Raw genomic sequence first — 15,826 nt, forward strand, 5'->3', positions numbered from 1 at the left:
ATATTATCAATCTTAAAAATTAGAATAAAAGGGTACTGCCTATGTATACGGGAATCCGCAACTAGCAGCTATATATTATGATTGCAAAAACGATACCGATTAACGGTAGCAATAAAAATGATACAATAAGGGTAAAAAATCACTTTCCAGTCAGGGGATTACACCGACATCAACCGGAAATGACAGTCGCCTGATTTGGCCGTAGAGATTTCCTTACTTAAATGGTACACTGCTTCCAGTAAACAAGCATTCTTGATAAGACCTGCATCGATGGCCTTGAATCCGATGAGTTCGATTAATTTCTTGAGTAGAACCCGATCCTTGGTACTATCTCCACAAAAGTAGGTTTCTTTTATCAATTCCAATGGATCGGATTTGGGATAGTCCAGGCCTAAATTATTGAATGCTTTAAATATTTTTTGATGTCCTGTTTCCTCTCGAATAAAGGTAGTATTGCATCCCAACGTCTCATCGTGCACCCCATTGGTACTATCGATATACAATTTATCAGGCGACCCGTATTCCTTTAGATAGGTGCAAACCACTGGTAAAAATTCGTTTTCGCAGCAGATAATAACGATATCTGAAGCGGAAATAGCGTCTGCGTAATTGAGTACGTAGTGGTTTTGCATTTTAAGAATTTTCCACTCCACTTTACGGGTACTGAATCCTTCACGAACGCCAAATACCACATCCATTCCTCTCGCGATAAACTTATTTCCCAAGTTGGTCGCCAGATTGGTGCCTCCTAAAATTCCTATATTCATTTTATCTATATTATTATGTCAGTGAAACTAATTTGACAACCGTTTGTTTTTAAACCTTAAGAGATTCAAGGACTGGGTGATTTGGTTGTCAAAAAGAATAATGCTTTAAATAATTGAAAGCTAATCAATTATAGCGAAAATACAAATTTTTTTTTCACAGACTGAATTATTTTTTTTGAATTATGTTTTTTGTAGTTAATCACAGATTTTATAGGTCAATTAATTCTTTCTAAAGTTCAAAATTTGACTCAATCGCTGCAAGTAGGTCTTTATGGATCTTCGCATTACTTGCCAATATCTGACCTCCAAAGAGGTAATTATTTCCTCCACTGAAATCGCTTATTTCTCCACCGGCTTGTTTTACAATCAATGTACCCGCTGCAATGTCGTAAGACTGCAAGTTATACTCCAGGTAACCTTCCACCCTTCCACAGGCAACGTAGCACAGGTCTACAGCCGCAGAACCAAGCCTTCTAAGCCCATGGGTACTCTTTAGAAAATAAGAAAGCAATTCCAGGTACTTTGCTGTCTTACCACCGTCATTATAGGGAAAACCAGTTGCCACCAAACTATCTGCAAGCTGATCCGCCTTGCTAACCCGGATAGCTTTTCCGTTGCAGGTGGCTGCTGCTCCTTTATACGCAACAAAGCATTCATCCAAATTAATTTCGTAGACCACCCCCGACAAAATATCGGTCCCCTGCGCCAGAGCTATGGAAACGGCAAACATCGGAATTCCATGAACGAAATTAGTGGTTCCATCCAAGGGGTCAACAATCCAGGTCAGCTCTTGATCAGTATCAGATTTGGTACCTTCCTCGGTAATAAAACCGGCCTCGGGCAAAATTTCGGATAGGCCTTTGACGATTATTTCCTCTGCGCCCTTATCCACATAAGAAACCAGGTCATTGAACCCTTTCTGTTCTACTGTTTCACGATTAAACTTTTTCCCTTCTTGCCTGATAAAGGCTCCTGCTTTTCGAGCTAGACTGGCTACTTGCTGCGTAATACGTTCCAATTCCATGCTTTTCATTGTTTTCCCGACAATGTGATCACGATTTCTCCTTTAAGGGTATTTTCAGTGTAATAAGTTATTATTTCCTGTAGGCTGCCTCGAACGTTTTCCTCATGAATCTTGGTTAACTCCCTGCTTACACAAACCTGCCTCTCCGGGCCAAATACATCCGAAAACTGTTGCAGGGTTTTTAGCAAACGATACGGAGATTCATAAAAAACCATGGTTCGGGTTTCTCCTATTAACGAATCAATCCTTGTCCTCCTGCCCTTCTTGTGAGGTAGAAAACCCTCAAATACAAAACGGTCATTTGGCAATCCCGAATTGACTAGTGCAGGAATGATTGCGGTGGCTCCTGGAAGGCTACAGACCTCAAAATCAGCGGCTATTGTCTCCCTTACCAAGAGAAAGCCAGGATCAGAAATTCCCGGTGTGCCTGCATCTGTGATAAGCGCAAAAACGACCCCTTCTCCCATTCTGTGCAACAGCCTGGAAATGCTCTGGTGTTCGTTATGAATATGATAACTCTCCAAAGGACGTTTGATGTCATAATGCTTTAGCAGTTTTCCTGATGTTCGGGTATCTTCTGCTAAAATGACATCTACTCCTTGCAATGTTTCCAATGCCCTAAGGGTAATGTCCTTTAAATTTCCAATAGGCGTAGGTACTAAATACAAACTAATGGAAGTGTTTTCTTCCATTAGTTAATTTCATCTATGGCCTTGGCCAATTTTCTATCCTTTTCGGTGATGGTGTTTCCCTTATCGTGTGTCGTCAACTCTATCTGTACCTTGTTGTACACGTTGCTCCAGTTGGGATGGTGCTGATGCGCCTCTGCCAGAAAGGCTACTCTCGTCATAAAAGCAAAAGCCTCCTGAAAATCTTTAAATTCAAACGTCTGAACTAATTTACTGTCTTCTTCTTTCCACATACTATTGATTTTTTATAATGCGATTACTCCTTCAATCTCTGCTGCCTTTATATATATATCAATGATGGATTGACTGTCAGGCATCATGGCCTTGATGGTGGCACTGGTGTATTTGCCTTTCGACGACACTTTCAATTTCATCTCGTTACCCGGCAGTAGGGCGGCTACTTCTCCCTCCTTACCACTCGGGACAATAAATTTAAACATATACAAGGCTGGGAAACTGGTTTGGTTTTCCAGTTTTTCCTTGAAGGAAATAGCATCGATTTTACTACTCATATATACTGTTAACCATTTTTTGGGCAAATTAAATCCCTTAAAAGCAAAAAATCCCATTCCGATCTTGGAATGGGATTCATATAAGGTATCTCAAGCTATTTAAAAGAACTTATACCGATAATCCTTTACTTCCGCTAATTCCTCCATGGCCATCATGATCATGTATGCCGTTCTTTGAGAGGCGTTATCTGTAATTTCATTTTGATAGCGAGTATAATCTGCAATTTCAGAGGCTGGAATGATGCTATTCAGCTGTGCCACGATTACACCAATGTCTTCCTGAATAGGATCTGTCATTTCTCCAGCATCCTGGAGACCGAAAATAGCACCTACTGCCTTGGGGGCAAATCCAACTCCCGGCAATACACTTGCATTCATCCTAAGATCTGGAGTACTCCCTATAGAAGCATCCGGAAACACCTCTTTTATCGCTTCCAAATTCTCCACACCGGCGATTTGTTCCCCAATATAGGCAGCCTTTTTCTCATTCCTCAATTCCTGACTAGCTTGGGCCTTGATGACCGGATCATTAATGCTGCCATCACCCGCTTCCGTTTTGTTGGTAAGTAAGGCTACCACGTAAGCATCGTCTAATTCGAAAACAGGAGAAACAGTGCCAATAGAAGCATCGTTAAATGCCCAACGGATGACTTCCCTGGCACCGCCCATATTATTTAAGGAACGCGCTGTTGGCCCTACTCCATTGGCCGCCATCACCTCGTAGTCTTCCTTTTCAGCGTTAGCCTCAAAGGTGGTCCCATTGGATGAATTTGCCGCAAAATAATCTGCATTCCTGAATATATCGTTTCTGGTAATGTCACTCGCTAATAATTCCCGCTCTAACACGGCCAGCTTTCGGGTTAAGGTTTGAGCCGTCTCGGTTACCTTGATGATATGGAAACCATATTCGGTTTCTACCAGCTCATTAATGACCCCTTCGGAATTGGCATCGAATACCGCATCCGCAAATTCGGTCACAAAATCATCCCTAAAAAACCAACCCAAATCGCCACCTCGCTGAGCGGTAGCATCCTGCCCGTATTGCGATGCCGCTACTTCAAAATTTCCTGTTTCGTTCACCTCATCCAACACTTCCTGTGCCCTGGCTCTTACCTGCTCTTTGGCCGCTCCTTCCATCCCTTCAGTACTTAACAAAATATGGCTGGCCCTCATACGTGGATCACCTTCGAATTGCTCGCTGATTTTATAGGCCACGTAGCTGGAATTATTGCTTAAATACGGACCATAAACCACTCCTTCTTCAGGTTCTTCCACGTTATTGGTGAAATTTGACGGAAGGGGATCGCCCGGATTTAGGGTCTGGAAAGGATTTTGAGCCTCGGAATTTCTCATGACAAATGCGGAATCATTTGACGATTCCCGAAGCTCTGCCACCAAACCGTTAATTTGGTCCAGGGTGGCCGCTGAATCTTCTGGGCTGGGATCTAGTGGAAACCGTACGTACTGTATTCCCCTGCTTTCTTCCACCTGAAATTTCTCCTGATTACTGTTAATATACGACCTTATTTCTGAGTCCGTCACCTGAACCAAGGAGTCAGAAACCGCATAATACGGAATCTGAATATGCCTCACATCTGCAATGGTATTCGCCATTTTGTGCTGCAGTTTGGCTTCCGCTGTAGTAGCGTATTCGGAAGTTGCCAGCATGTTGTCGTATTTGATCCGTAAGCGGGAATCTGCAAACAATTGCTCCTGTTGCGCCCAAAACATTTGCTGTTGCGGGTCCGCATCCTGCAGGGATTGCAAGAAGGTGATTAACTGATCCCTGTCAAACTCACCAGTTTCAGGGTTGGTAAGCTGCCTTCTGAGCTCGCCGATAATGTTTTTTCCCTGGACCATATCCACGAGTTCTTCATCGGATATCACCATTCCCAATTCTTTGTATTGCTCGGAAAAGATCTTTTCGACAATCAATGCCTGCCAGGCTTGTTCCCGTATACTAGCTAGCTCGTTTTCACTGGGGTTTCTGCCCGTTTCTTGTTGAAACCTCATCTTGGTTTGTTCAATTTTCTGAACATATTCATCATATGAGATGTCTTCACCGGCAATTTCTCCCACGGTGGTCCGACTGGAACCCAAAATCATTGAATTGGGGCCCAGAATATCTCCTCCCACTAAAAAGAAAATCAGTCCAACCGCAATCACTCCGATTGCAAGACCGGTTCTTTGTCTAATTTGTTTTATTAATGCCATTCTCCTGTTTTTTGCAGTGTCGCAAAATAATTACATCTAAAGGTAAATTCAAAATATTACCCCATCTATAAATCAAGTATTTCTGCTACACGGGTTTTATTCGATTTTTATTTTGATTGTATCTATCCGGTGATCCTGTTTGGACACCACTGTAAAAGTAAAAGGCCCAAAACTTACCGACTCTCCTTTTTGAGGAATGCTTTCCGTAAGGGATAATATAAACCCTGCCAGGGTTTCGAATTCTCCTTCCGGCAGGTTCCATTCGTATTTTTCATTGATGTAATCAATTTCGTGTCGGGCACTTAGAAGGTATTCGTTTTCGGAAACCTGTTGCTCGATCAAATCGTCGCTGTCATACTCGTCTTCGATCTCTCCAAAGATCTCTTCTATGATATCTTCCATGCTCACAATTCCACTGGTCCCTCCAAATTCATCCACAACCAGCGCAAGGCTTTTTCGATCCTTGATAAATTGAACCAGTAGTTCATTAGCCAGGGCAGATTCCGGAACAATAATTATGGGGGTCAAAATATCTTCGATCGCTTTTGGCTTTTTAAATAGCTCCAAATGATGGCAGTACCCGATTACATCATCAATCGTCTCCTTGTAAATGATGATTTTGGAATGTCCACTTTCCACAAAAACTTGTTTCAATTCTCCAATAGGGTCTGTGGATTCCACCGCCACGATGTCTGTTCGGGGAACCATGCACTCCCTTACCTTTACTTTTTTGAAATCCACCGCATTGTCGAAAATCTTGGCATCAATATCCACATCCTCGCCTTTGGGGTCTAGGTAATTTTGTATAAAACTGTTCAAGTCCGTGATGGTAAACGCTGGCCTATCATCGTTATATTCCAATTTCAGCACTTTCGTAATAACGACCTTTGATAAGCCTACCACTATCCACACCACAGGATACAGCAGGTAATAGATAATTATAAAAGGAAAGGAAAAAACCGTCAACATGCTGTTGGGGTTCAAAATAAAAATACTTTTGGGGATAAATTCCGCCGTGATCAACACCACTATGGTAGACACCACCGTCTGCACAACCATTACCCCAGCCTGGGTATTTAAAGCCTCCGGTAATAGGTACCCTAGCGGCGGCCCCAATAGATACGCCATGAAAATACCATAAAGAACCAGACTGATGGTATTGCCCATCAGGGTAGTCCCTATAAATTGTCCGGGATTCTGAATAAAAGTGGCCAAAATTTTTCCGGGAATTTTGCCTTGTTTGCTTTGCAGCTCGATGTGCAGGCGATTGGCAGAAACGAATGCAATCTCCATCCCTGAAAACAGGGCGGAAAAAACCAGGCTTACCAGTACTAAAAGTAGATACTGATCATCCATTGGACTTTTTGTTTTTTCGTTTCCCTCCTTTTTCTTGCTCCTTACTTTCCTCCTCCGATTGATTTCTGCGATACATGTGCCAGAATAAGAGCAACACAGCAAACATAAAAAATGGATAGGATGCCATTATTCCTGCCTTCATGGTAAGGTGCGCACCTATCACCACCATGGCTGCAGCTAATGACAACAAAATGGTACTCGTTAATTTCATTTTTTAGTTTTAAAGCGCATTATCAATTATCCCTGTTACTTTGGTGAAGGTATACTCATTAAAAGCTTCATCGGCTTCCATGCCGGTACCATTTATGATTCGATCAGGTTCTTCCACCGTCACGAACTTCTCCGTGTAAATTTTTTCCTTTCCCGGATCCCAGAATAATTCTTCTGATGACAACTTCTGGTCCTTTTGAAGATTCTCTACCTGTACATCTCCCTCTCCCCGGTAAAGGTTGTTTTTTCGATCATAGTATCCCCTGTCCGCCCGAATAGTAGTGCTCAGCGTCCCATCCTTTTCGAAAAAATGAATGAGGATTCCCTCCGGAAACTCCGTATCCTGATTCAGATACTCCAGCTGTTTCGCAGCCATTAGCTTGGTCCTTACCAAAGCGGAGTCACTATGCAGCAATTCAATGTTATGACTGATCCGGTAAGGCCCTTCGTAATTTTCCAGTTGGCTTTTATCCAGATCCTCCCGGCAGGAAAACAAGGTGCCCGCAAGCATGACCACCCCCATACAGATGCAAAGAAACCGGATGGAATCCTTTATGCTACAGAATTGCTCATTACTGCCCGCTGACATTTTAGACATGAACTTCCTTCTCACCATTTAACCAAATGCAAAGATACGCACAATTTTAAGAGGAATACACATCTTTGTACTGCATTCCTGTATCCTTCGACGCTGCCATTCAGCAAAGGTTACATTCAAGCAACCTATTTATTTTTCAACCGCAACTAAACCTAAAAAAGGCGGTAGTTACACCGCCTTTTATTTTCGCTTTAATGTTGGAATTATCTGATTTTCGGAGTTGGGAGTGATTCGTTCATCAATCCCTGGTGGCCAGCGCTACGGATTGGCCTACCCAACAGCCGGTATTAACGGTGTCGCCTACCTGAAAACCTTCTGTAAAAAGCTCCTCTTTGGAGGGGAATCGTGATTTGGCTTGCGCCATTCCCTGACTATCTCCAGCTTTTGCATACGCGTTGTATGCGGCGATAAAGATAGAATAATCTTTCACGCGGCTCTCGCCCCTTCTACAATCATTGGAAGAGGACATGATCAATCCGCCAATAAAAGAATGGGCATCGGACTCTCTCTCAGGGTTCAATTCACCTGCTTTCAAGGCAGAGGATCTGGCTTGGCCTTTTCTGCCCAAATTCGCATGCACTTTTGCCATGTCCCAATGAATTTCAGCTTTCTGTTCGTCTGTCTCTGCCAGGGTCAAGGCCTTCTCAAACAATTCACCAGCCTTGGCGTACTCTGAGTTTTGCATGTATCGCATGCCCCTTACCTGAGAAGTACTGAAGGTAGGACTATCATTATCAATCGTCTCAAGTGCCAGCAGGAATACATCGCTGTTGGTACACTTTTCCTTCACTGCATACTGAAAGATTTGCTTCGCCAGCTTAAGGTTGGTGGGATCTGCAGACAGTTTTGGCCCCATGTTGTTTTCGATGAAGTCGCAGTTGATAATTTCCATCGCAGCAAGTAACTGATCCAAGGTTGCTTTGGATGTTGCTACGTTGGTACCGGCAGCCTCATCTTCCTCCAGCTTGGTCATAATAAACTCGTATTTGTTTATCACTTCTTCCGGAGTATAGGCTTTATTGAAAGCAAAATTTCGGTAAATGGCATCGAAATAAGCGGCATTCAGTTGTGATGGTTCCAGTTTCCCATGAATCTCAATGGTGCGCTCAAACAGTTTAGTCGCTATGTCGACTTTATCCTTATTACCCTTGTAAAACTTGTAGGCATAATAAGCCTTATTGGCAATCCACTGCGGTTCATTATCATAAAGCTCTTTCCTCAGGTCATAAACAGTCAAAACCGAGTCCTGAAAACTGCTGATTTCCGCTTCATCAGTTGCCAGCTCTGCCGCACCTTCATACACTTTGACACCATTAATATAAAGTGCCTCATTCAGATCGGGAGCATTCGTTAGCAACCAGTGGAGCGGTCCTTTCGCTTTCAGAAACTCTCCTGATTTCATGTAGTCATTGTAGGCTGCATTGTATTCCCTGGCCTTGTTTTCCATCTGAGGATCAGATGGCCAATTCCAGTTATCCTGCGCCTGAGCCAGTCCAACCACGAGGAAGGACAAACATCCGATAATTGCCGATTTAATTTTCATGGTTGTCAACATCATTCAAATACTTTTTTGTAAAACCAACTGTTGTCATTAATAGATATTCCTAACGAAACTTTAAAATAATTTTCCCTCACTAAGCCGTCATTGACGGTTCCTCTGGTACCAAGCTTTACCGCTACATTTAGGAGCGATAAACTGTATACCGGTATGGAAGTACCAAAATTAATGCCAATATCATCAATCTGGTTATCGTTCAACAGGAAGGGAAGCTGCTCATACTCCAGTCCCGCCCTGAAAGTAGACCTGCTAAACACACTACCCAAAGAAAAGGCATCCGGTATGTATTGCCCTCCCAGCGATAGTTTGTAGGCATTACCGAGATTTCCTTCAGTAGCATTAAAGCCCCGATATTCGGTAAAATCCTGAAATTGCGCTTCAAGTCCTATAGCAAATTTATTAATTTTTTCATAAGTTACACCATAACCTATCTTATTAGGCAGAAAAACACTTCCTGAAACGTTATCAGCGATGACATCTCCGGGTGAATTTGGAATGCTAGCTTGCCCCGATTCTCCCATTTTTGCAAACTCTTTTCCATTAATATCTCCAAATACCTGATAAATGGCACCCATATTCAGGTATTTCTCCTCTCCCAGCGGTTGCGCATAGTAAACGCCTCCCTTAAACGTAATATCACTAAAGGTTAACCTTTCGTAATATTCAGAAGATATTCCCACGCTGTTCATCTCTTCGTCCAGCAAGTCCAGCTGATTGCTTCGAATCGTTGAACCAAAGGTGTATGCTCCCTCCAGGCCTAAACTCAAGCCTTTGTATACCTGAAAACCAGATTGCAGGTATACCTGACTCAATCCGCCCCTGCCTTCAATGATGTTCTGAGAAGTAAGTTCCGTATTGGTAACTGCCGAATTAACGGTAATGTTATAATCTACGCCAGTTAACTGGTTCAGCCCCAGCCCCATGGTGAATCTTCTGGGTACCACCGGAAAGGACATGGCTACATAACTCAGGCCTCCCCCATCCAGTTTTTCCGAACTGGCTTCTGTAGCAGCGGATAATTGATTGTAGTTCAGGGCAGCCTGAAAGCCGAATGCCGCATTTTTAACAGAGATGGCAGGATTGACATGGTTTACACTGTAACTATTACCAAAACTGATCCCCATTCCGCCCATTCCCTGGTTTTGGGTGAGGCCGGAGTTATTGAAAACCCCAACCCCCAGTGAGCTGTAGGTAGAGGATGAAAATTGTGCAAAGCTGGTATGATGAATGACTACAAAACCCAGGGTAAATACCAGGGCTGTCACGACTATTCTATTTTTCGACATTGTATGTTAAAATTCTGTCCAATCCGTACAGGACCAAATTGGGGATTACAAATATGTGGTCTTTTGTTAAGCTTTCAAAGATTTCAGCATCTCCACCACAAATAAAGACGGTCACCTGACCATAGCTGGCTGTAAACCGGTGTATGTATTCCTTCATCTCTCCCAAGACTCCGTAATAAATTCCTGATTTCATGCTTCCCATCGTATCCGTTCCCAAAAACGGTGGAATTTGCTTCGCCACTTCCACCAGGGGGAGTCTGGCGGTGTAGGCATTCATGGCCTTTGAGCGTAAACCAAGCCCCGGGGAAATGGCTCCTCCCTGGTACCGGTTCGCCCTGTCCAGGAAATCATAGGTGATACAGGTACCCATATCGATACACAATACCGATCCTTTGGAATCGAAAGCTCTGGCTCCCATAACGGCTGCCAGCCGGTCCCATCCCAGGGTACCTGGTGATTGGTACTCATTCTGAATCGGCAAAGGGGTCTGGTGGTCAAAATACAAAAAAGGAAAGGTTATTTTTCCCCTTAGTTCTTCCTCTGACCAGGTTACCGATGCAATCAACATCGCATCCCCTTCATCCGGAGTAAGCTTCGCTGCCAGGGATGCAAAATCCGTAAGGGTAGTTGATTCCAGGAGTTTTCCCTGATTAAAAATACCCAGCTTGATTCTGGTATTTCCGATGTCTATTACCCAATGTTTACTGTCTGGTACCATGTCATTCCAAAAACCCTTTCAAAATTAGTCATTTTACTTTGGAGGCTGCTTGACGAAATACTATTTTTAAGTTTATGAACTGGTTTTTAACAAACTTTAACCCATGATAGAACCTCATAGGTACGAGCTGATCGGCCTAATGTCCGGCACTTCAGGCGATGGACTGGATCTGGCCTATTGCTCCTTTGAGAAAAACACCCATTGGCGTTTTGAAATTTTAAATGCCGAAACCGTTCCTTTCCCGGAAAGCCTGGAGCAAGCCCTTTCTGCTGCCCATCAGGTAGATGCGGAATCATTGGAATTGCTAAGCATCCAATTTGGTGCCTGGATGGGGGAAGTCGTCCAGAATTTTTGCCAGATACTGGGAATCCGGCCTACGGCTATCGCCTCCCACGGGCACACCGTATTTCACCGACCTGAAAAAGGGATGACGCGACAAATCGGTGACGGGTATGCCCTCTGCCAAGCCGCCGGAATACCGGTGATCAACGATTTCAGAAAACTGGATGTGATTCTGGGCGGGCAGGGTGCGCCACTTGTCCCGATAGGCGATGCCCTTCTCTTTCCTCAATATGACTTTGCCTTGAATCTCGGAGGTATTGCCAATATTTCACTGGAAAAAAACGGTTATCGGATTGCCTTTGACACCTGTCCCTTTAACCTGCTGATGAATCATTTTGCTAAAAAAGTCGGACAATCCTTTGATGCTAATGGCGATATCGCACGAAAAGGCACAGCGATCCCCGCATTACTTACCTCGCTGCGCCAACTCCCCTATTATGCCCAAACGGGAGCAAAATCCCTGGGAAGGGAACATGTTGAGCGTGATTTTTTGCCATTACTGGAAAAAGCGGATTATTCCGTTCCGGATGTACTAGCGACGTTAATCGAGCACTATGCCGATTGTATTTCGGAGGTTATTGGTTCGGATAACCCGCTCGCTTTAGAGAAACAAAAACTGTTAATTACCGGAGGAGGCGCCTACAATGCCTGTTTTATTGAAACCCTTTCCAAAAAGATAGGTCACCGGGTGACCCTTACCCTGCCAGAAAACCAACTTATCGATTTTAAAGAGGCCTTGGTATTCGCTTTTTTAGGTGTGCTACGCCTGCGAGGTGAAATCAATTGCCTGGCATCCGTAACCGGTGCCTCCCGGGATTCCTGCAGTGGCACTGTTTTTGGACTTTTTCCATAAGACTAAATTTAAAAAACCTAAAAACTAATGAGAGAACTTCTTAAAAAATTTGAGAACCGTCAGCCTGAAATTGTTTTTGAATGGAGTGATAGCGAGACGGAAGCAGAGGGCTGGCTGGTAATCGACTCCCTTCGAGGGGGAGCTGCCGGTGGGGACACCCGGATGAAAAAAGGGCTGGAAAAAAAAGAAGTAATCCAGCTAGCCAAAAATACGGCTATCAAATACACCATTTCAGGGCCTCCGATCGGGGGGGCCAAGGCAGGAATCAATTTTGATCCCAATGACCCAAGAAAAGATGCGGTGCTAGATAGGTGGTTTAAAGTGGTTTCACCTATTTTAAAGAGCTATTTTGGTACTGGTGCGGGTATTCATATCCATGAAAATAAAGAACTGATACCTCATACCGAAAACTATGGGCTTTGGCATCCGCAGGAAGGGATTGTAAACGGGCACTACAAGTCCAAAGAACCCCAGAAAATTCGAAAAATCGGACAACTAAGGCAAGGGTTAGCCAAGATTATCGAAAACCCAGCCTATTATCCGGCAGGTACTGCAAAATACCGGGTGAGTGACATGATTACCGGTTACGGGTTGGCTGCCGCAGTGACCCATTACTATAAGCTATGGGGAGGATCCCCAAAAGGGAAAAAGGCCATTATTCAGGGTTGGGGAAATGTAGGAGCTGCAGCCGCCTATTTTCTTGCCAAAGAAGGGGTTCAAATCGTTGGTATCCTATCCCTGGAGGGAGCCATTATTGATCAAAACGGTCTGGATGAATCAGACATTACCCAACTATTTCTATCAAAGGAAGAAAACAAATTGACTAGTGAGAAGCGCATTCCATTCGAAGAAGGAAATGAAAAGATTTGGGATCTTTCTGCAAACCTGTTTATTCCCGCTGCTAAGGCTCGTCTTGTGGACCAGGGAAAATTAGAGAGGTTGATGGCTGGCGGGGTAACGTTAATTGTCAGTGGAGCCAATTTTCCTTTTGCGGAAAATGATATTTTTTTGGGACCGGTTAGTACCCTGGCAGACAACAAATTATCGCTTATTCCGGACTTTATCGCCAACGTGGGGATCTCTAGGTTGGCAGCCTACCTGATGTCAGAAAAAGTAGTTTTTACCGACGAGGCGTTATTTCAGGATGTAAGCCAGACGATATATAAGGCACTGAAAAAATGCCATCAAATTCATCCGGAAAAGAATCAGATTGCACAGAAAGGGTTAGAAATTGCCCTGGAGCAGCTTACCTGATACTGAACAGCCAAGCAAGACGGTCAAAATATCACAATTTTTGACCGTCTTCCATAATTTTATTTGCTTACTACGGTACAAAATAACTAGTTTAGGGGAATTTATTGTAACCGGCCGTTCTTCCAAGATCCTTGGAAACGCAAGACTTAACCATTCTTGAAACGTTAATTTTAAGTGAATGAAGAACTATTTAGCTTCATGGTTCCTGCTATTGGGATGCGTACTCCTGCTTTCAACCCCACTTGAAGCTCAATCTGCTTCAGCCGCTGACCTAATTGTACTGACAGGGCAACAGGACACCCAGCAATCGGATGAAGTCAGTTCGGAAGTCGTGGCAGCACCGGAACACGAAGCTGCCCATGGCCACGCGCCAGTTTGGCTTGTCATTCCCTTCGTGACCTTGTTATTGATGATTGCTACCGGTCCGTTGTTTTACGAACACTTCTGGCACCACAACTACCCCAAAATAGCCGTAAGCCTTGCCATCATCGTGGTGCTTTATTACTTATTTGTACTGCACAATGTGCACAATCCGGTGCATGCCCTGGCCGAATATGTTCAATTTATCGCTTTACTCGCTTCTCTTTTTATTGCCTCCGGAGGTATTCTGATCGAAGTAGATAAGAAATCCACGCCACTGGCCAATGTCATCCTTTTGATTGTAGGAGCACTGATTTCCAATCTTATCGGAACCACCGGGGCATCCATGCTGCTGATCCGCCCATTTATTCGCCTCAATAAAGAAAACATTCAACCCTATCATATAATATTTTTTATCTTTATGGTAAGCAATGTTGGAGGATCGTTGACACCCATAGGCGACCCGCCACTATTCCTCGGATTTCTTAAAGGTGTACCATTCTTTTGGACCTTGGAGCATAACTGGCCTGCCTGGATCCTTGCCTTGACGATCCTTTCCATTCTCTTTTACCTTGTTGACCGGAAAATGGGAAAAGGTGCGACCGTTCAGGAATTGGATGAGGAAATTAGGTATTCCAATAAAATTACCCTTACAGGCACCCGGAATTTTCTGTGGTTGCTGCTGATCATTATCTCGGTTTTTCTGGACCCAAACGTACTCGAATGGGTGCCTGCCATCCACTATGACGGTCAAAAATTTAGCTTTATCCGGGAAACCATCATGTTTGCGGTGGCCTATCTTTCCTTCCGGTTTGCTGACAAAAAGGCCCTTGCCGGAAATGAATTTAATTTTGAACCCATTCGGGAGGTCGCTTTCATCTTTATTGGCATTTTTGGCACCATGATGCCCGCCCTGGAATTGGTAGGAACATTCGCTCAATCGGAAGAAGGAGCTGCGATGATCACCTACAATACCCTCTATTGGGGAACGGGCCTGTTGTCTGGCTTTCTTGACAATGCCCCCACCTATCTCAATTTTCTCGCTGCTGCCATGGCCTCACAGGGAGCTGATATTAATGTCATCCAGCAGGTAAAAGATTTTGCGCTGGATAACTACCTGGATTCTTCCTTCGAATTGATGGCCATCTCCATCGCATCGGTGTTTTTTGGTGCCATGACCTATATCGGCAATGGCCCCAACTTTATGGTCAAGTCCATCGCCGAACAAAGTGGGATTAAAATGCCTTCTTTTTTTGGATACATATTGAGATTTTCCATTCCTATTTTGCTTCCCATTCTATTTATCACCTGGTTGGTGTTTTTTGCCTTTGCCGGGTAGCCTGTATAAATCACAAGGTTCTTCCTTCAGCGCTGCAGCATTCTCGACTGCCATTTTGGTACAGAACAAATTCGGCAGCGTTTACGGATTAGAAGGTTGGTAAAAATGGAAAAGCCGGTCAAGCCTTCCTATCGGGGAAGCTTCACCGGCTTTTCCTAGTGATGCAGGATGGGATCTTATTCTATTTCAGCGGTTACCCTCAGGCGGGTGGGGGAGATAAACCATACTTTTTGATTTCCCAATAGCTGGTAACCGGTCAGGTTTTCCTCTGCATCCAACCTGATTTCCCCACTTACCTCTGAGTGGTAAAACAAATTATCATTCAACGTTTCTACACGAATCGACACTACCCGATCTCTTCTTTTCTGAACACGAATCTCTTTTATCGTGCCCTTTTCTCCGGGTTTAAGGCGGTGTACCAATAGGCCCTCTTCTTCCTTGGTGGAATAAGCCGTGGCGAAAGCTGCCTTATTAATATCCGCCTGAAAAAAAAAATCCAGTTCTTTTCTCCAGGCTTCCTGATCCGGTTGAAACCGGACTTCTTCCGATTCCTCATTGAATTGGATGACTTTGGAAACCGCCACTCCCTCACTTTTTTTAATTTTTTCCTCCAGAAAATCCGAAACCGGAAAGTAGGTGTCTATTTGGGTAGGATTAGCAAATGGCCTGGATTCTTCCTCTTTACAAGAAATCAGTAGTATCCCTGCCAGCATCAACAGTAGTGAATTCCGGTACCCTGTAATCAT

The 15,826-nt window shown here is 43.9% G+C and carries 16 protein-coding genes; 3 read left to right on the plus strand and 13 right to left on the minus strand.

Annotated elements, in window-relative coordinates; all coding sequences use genetic code 11:
• Positions 1-158 precede the first annotated feature (158 nt).
• From GJS45_RS07945 to GJS45_RS08000, 12 genes are all read right to left on the minus strand, one after another.
• Positions 159-767 (minus strand): NADPH-dependent F420 reductase, encoded by a 609-nt coding sequence (locus GJS45_RS07945; RefSeq protein WP_162340948.1) that lies wholly within the window; start codon positions 765-767, stop codon positions 159-161.
• A 229-nt stretch (positions 768-996) separates the two neighbouring features.
• On the minus strand, positions 997-1,791 hold the full coding sequence (locus tag GJS45_RS07950) for an inositol monophosphatase family protein (protein WP_162340949.1): 795 nt from the start codon (positions 1,789-1,791) through the stop codon (positions 997-999).
• A gap of 5 nt (positions 1,792-1,796) precedes the next feature.
• Positions 1,797-2,483 (minus strand): 16S rRNA (cytidine(1402)-2'-O)-methyltransferase, encoded by a 687-nt coding sequence (rsmI, locus tag GJS45_RS07955; RefSeq protein ID WP_162340950.1) that lies wholly within the window; start codon positions 2,481-2,483, stop codon positions 1,797-1,799.
• Positions 2,483-2,713 carry a 4a-hydroxytetrahydrobiopterin dehydratase gene (locus GJS45_RS07960; RefSeq protein WP_162340951.1) on the minus strand — a complete coding sequence of 77 codons (231 nt, stop codon included), beginning with the start codon at positions 2,711-2,713 and terminating at the stop codon, positions 2,483-2,485. Before GJS45_RS07960 ends, rsmI begins: the two co-directional genes overlap by 1 nt.
• Before the next feature lie 12 nt (positions 2,714-2,725).
• Positions 2,726-2,992, minus strand: a complete 267-nt coding sequence (locus GJS45_RS07965; RefSeq protein WP_162340952.1) for a DUF493 family protein — start codon at positions 2,990-2,992, stop codon at positions 2,726-2,728.
• A gap of 99 nt (positions 2,993-3,091) precedes the next feature.
• Positions 3,092-5,206: a peptidylprolyl isomerase gene (locus GJS45_RS07970; RefSeq protein WP_162340953.1), complete on the minus strand. Its 2,115-nt coding sequence runs from the start codon at positions 5,204-5,206 to the stop codon at positions 3,092-3,094.
• 96 nt (positions 5,207-5,302) lie between these two features.
• Complete coding sequence (locus tag GJS45_RS07975) at positions 5,303-6,562, minus strand: hemolysin family protein (protein WP_162340954.1); 1,260 nt, start codon at positions 6,560-6,562, stop codon at positions 5,303-5,305.
• Positions 6,555-6,773, minus strand: a complete 219-nt coding sequence (locus GJS45_RS07980) for a hypothetical protein (RefSeq protein WP_162340955.1) — start codon at positions 6,771-6,773, stop codon at positions 6,555-6,557. The genes GJS45_RS07975 and GJS45_RS07980 overlap by 8 nt, the downstream gene beginning before the upstream one ends.
• Positions 6,774-6,782: 9 nt before the next feature.
• Positions 6,783-7,295: an LPS export ABC transporter periplasmic protein LptC gene (lptC, locus tag GJS45_RS07985; protein WP_162341191.1), complete on the minus strand. Its 513-nt coding sequence runs from the start codon at positions 7,293-7,295 to the stop codon at positions 6,783-6,785.
• Positions 7,296-7,608: 313 nt separating this feature from the next.
• Positions 7,609-8,913 carry a hypothetical protein gene (locus GJS45_RS07990; protein WP_235954675.1) on the minus strand — a complete coding sequence of 435 codons (1,305 nt, stop codon included), beginning with the start codon at positions 8,911-8,913 and terminating at the stop codon, positions 7,609-7,611.
• 11 nt (positions 8,914-8,924) lie between these two features.
• On the minus strand, positions 8,925-10,214 hold the full coding sequence (locus GJS45_RS07995; RefSeq protein WP_162340957.1) for a hypothetical protein: 1,290 nt from the start codon (positions 10,212-10,214) through the stop codon (positions 8,925-8,927).
• The gene (locus GJS45_RS08000; RefSeq protein ID WP_162340958.1) at positions 10,201-10,932 is read right to left on the minus strand and encodes a type III pantothenate kinase; all 732 of its coding nucleotides are present in this window, start codon (positions 10,930-10,932) and stop codon (positions 10,201-10,203) included. Before GJS45_RS08000 ends, GJS45_RS07995 begins: the two co-directional genes overlap by 14 nt.
• A gap of 103 nt (positions 10,933-11,035) precedes the next feature.
• On the opposite strand from GJS45_RS08000, the gene GJS45_RS08005 reads away from it, so the two are divergent.
• The 3 genes from GJS45_RS08005 (at position 11,036) to GJS45_RS08015 (ending at position 15,080) form a co-directional block, all read left to right on the plus strand.
• A complete protein-coding gene (locus tag GJS45_RS08005) occupies positions 11,036-12,127 on the plus strand; it encodes an anhydro-N-acetylmuramic acid kinase (protein ID WP_162340959.1) in 1,092 nt (363 codons plus the stop codon).
• Positions 12,128-12,154: 27 nt separating this feature from the next.
• Entirely contained in the window at positions 12,155-13,381 is a 1,227-nt protein-coding gene (locus tag GJS45_RS08010; protein ID WP_162340960.1) for a Glu/Leu/Phe/Val dehydrogenase dimerization domain-containing protein, read from the plus strand.
• A gap of 178 nt (positions 13,382-13,559) precedes the next feature.
• Positions 13,560-15,080 carry a sodium:proton antiporter gene (locus GJS45_RS08015; RefSeq protein ID WP_162340961.1) on the plus strand — a complete coding sequence of 507 codons (1,521 nt, stop codon included), beginning with the start codon at positions 13,560-13,562 and terminating at the stop codon, positions 15,078-15,080.
• Between the two features lie 176 nt (positions 15,081-15,256).
• On the opposite strand, the gene GJS45_RS08020 is transcribed toward GJS45_RS08015, so the two are convergent.
• Positions 15,257-15,826 carry a hypothetical protein gene (locus GJS45_RS08020; RefSeq protein WP_162340962.1) on the minus strand — a complete coding sequence of 190 codons (570 nt, stop codon included), beginning with the start codon at positions 15,824-15,826 and terminating at the stop codon, positions 15,257-15,259.

Origin of the sequence: Cyclobacterium salsum (assembly GCF_010119245.1) — a bacterium.
GTDB lineage: Bacteria > Bacteroidota > Bacteroidia > Cytophagales > Cyclobacteriaceae > Cyclobacterium > Cyclobacterium salsum.

Excerpts from the sequence above, each read along its gene's own strand:
- GJS45_RS07945 (WP_162340948.1), bottom strand. The coding sequence starts at position 767 with ATGAATATAGGAATTTTAGGAGGCACCAATCTGGCGACCAACTTGGGA.
- GJS45_RS07950 (WP_162340949.1), bottom strand. The coding sequence starts at position 1,791 with ATGGAATTGGAACGTATTACGCAGCAAGTAGCCAGTCTAGCTCGAAAA.
- rsmI (WP_162340950.1), bottom strand. The coding sequence starts at position 2,483 with ATGGAAGAAAACACTTCCATTAGTTTGTATTTAGTACCTACGCCTATT.
- GJS45_RS07960 (WP_162340951.1), bottom strand. The coding sequence starts at position 2,713 with ATGTGGAAAGAAGAAGACAGTAAATTAGTTCAGACGTTTGAATTTAAA.
- GJS45_RS07965 (WP_162340952.1), bottom strand. The coding sequence starts at position 2,992 with ATGAGTAGTAAAATCGATGCTATTTCCTTCAAGGAAAAACTGGAAAAC.
- GJS45_RS07970 (WP_162340953.1), bottom strand. The coding sequence starts at position 5,206 with ATGGCATTAATAAAACAAATTAGACAAAGAACCGGTCTTGCAATCGGA.
- GJS45_RS07975 (WP_162340954.1), bottom strand. The coding sequence starts at position 6,562 with ATGGATGATCAGTATCTACTTTTAGTACTGGTAAGCCTGGTTTTTTCC.
- GJS45_RS07980 (WP_162340955.1), bottom strand. The coding sequence starts at position 6,773 with ATGAAATTAACGAGTACCATTTTGTTGTCATTAGCTGCAGCCATGGTG.
- lptC (WP_162341191.1), bottom strand. The coding sequence starts at position 7,295 with ATGGGGGTGGTCATGCTTGCGGGCACCTTGTTTTCCTGCCGGGAGGAT.
- GJS45_RS07990 (WP_235954675.1), bottom strand. The coding sequence starts at position 8,913 with ATGAAAATTAAATCGGCAATTATCGGATGTTTGTCCTTCCTCGTGGTT.
- GJS45_RS07995 (WP_162340957.1), bottom strand. The coding sequence starts at position 10,214 with ATGTCGAAAAATAGAATAGTCGTGACAGCCCTGGTATTTACCCTGGGT.
- GJS45_RS08000 (WP_162340958.1), bottom strand. The coding sequence starts at position 10,932 with ATGGTACCAGACAGTAAACATTGGGTAATAGACATCGGAAATACCAGA.
- GJS45_RS08005 (WP_162340959.1), top strand. The coding sequence starts at position 11,036 with ATGATAGAACCTCATAGGTACGAGCTGATCGGCCTAATGTCCGGCACT.
- GJS45_RS08010 (WP_162340960.1), top strand. The coding sequence starts at position 12,155 with ATGAGAGAACTTCTTAAAAAATTTGAGAACCGTCAGCCTGAAATTGTT.
- GJS45_RS08015 (WP_162340961.1), top strand. The coding sequence starts at position 13,560 with ATGAAGAACTATTTAGCTTCATGGTTCCTGCTATTGGGATGCGTACTC.
- GJS45_RS08020 (WP_162340962.1), bottom strand. The coding sequence starts at position 15,826 with ATGATTACAGGGTACCGGAATTCACTACTGTTGATGCTGGCAGGGATA.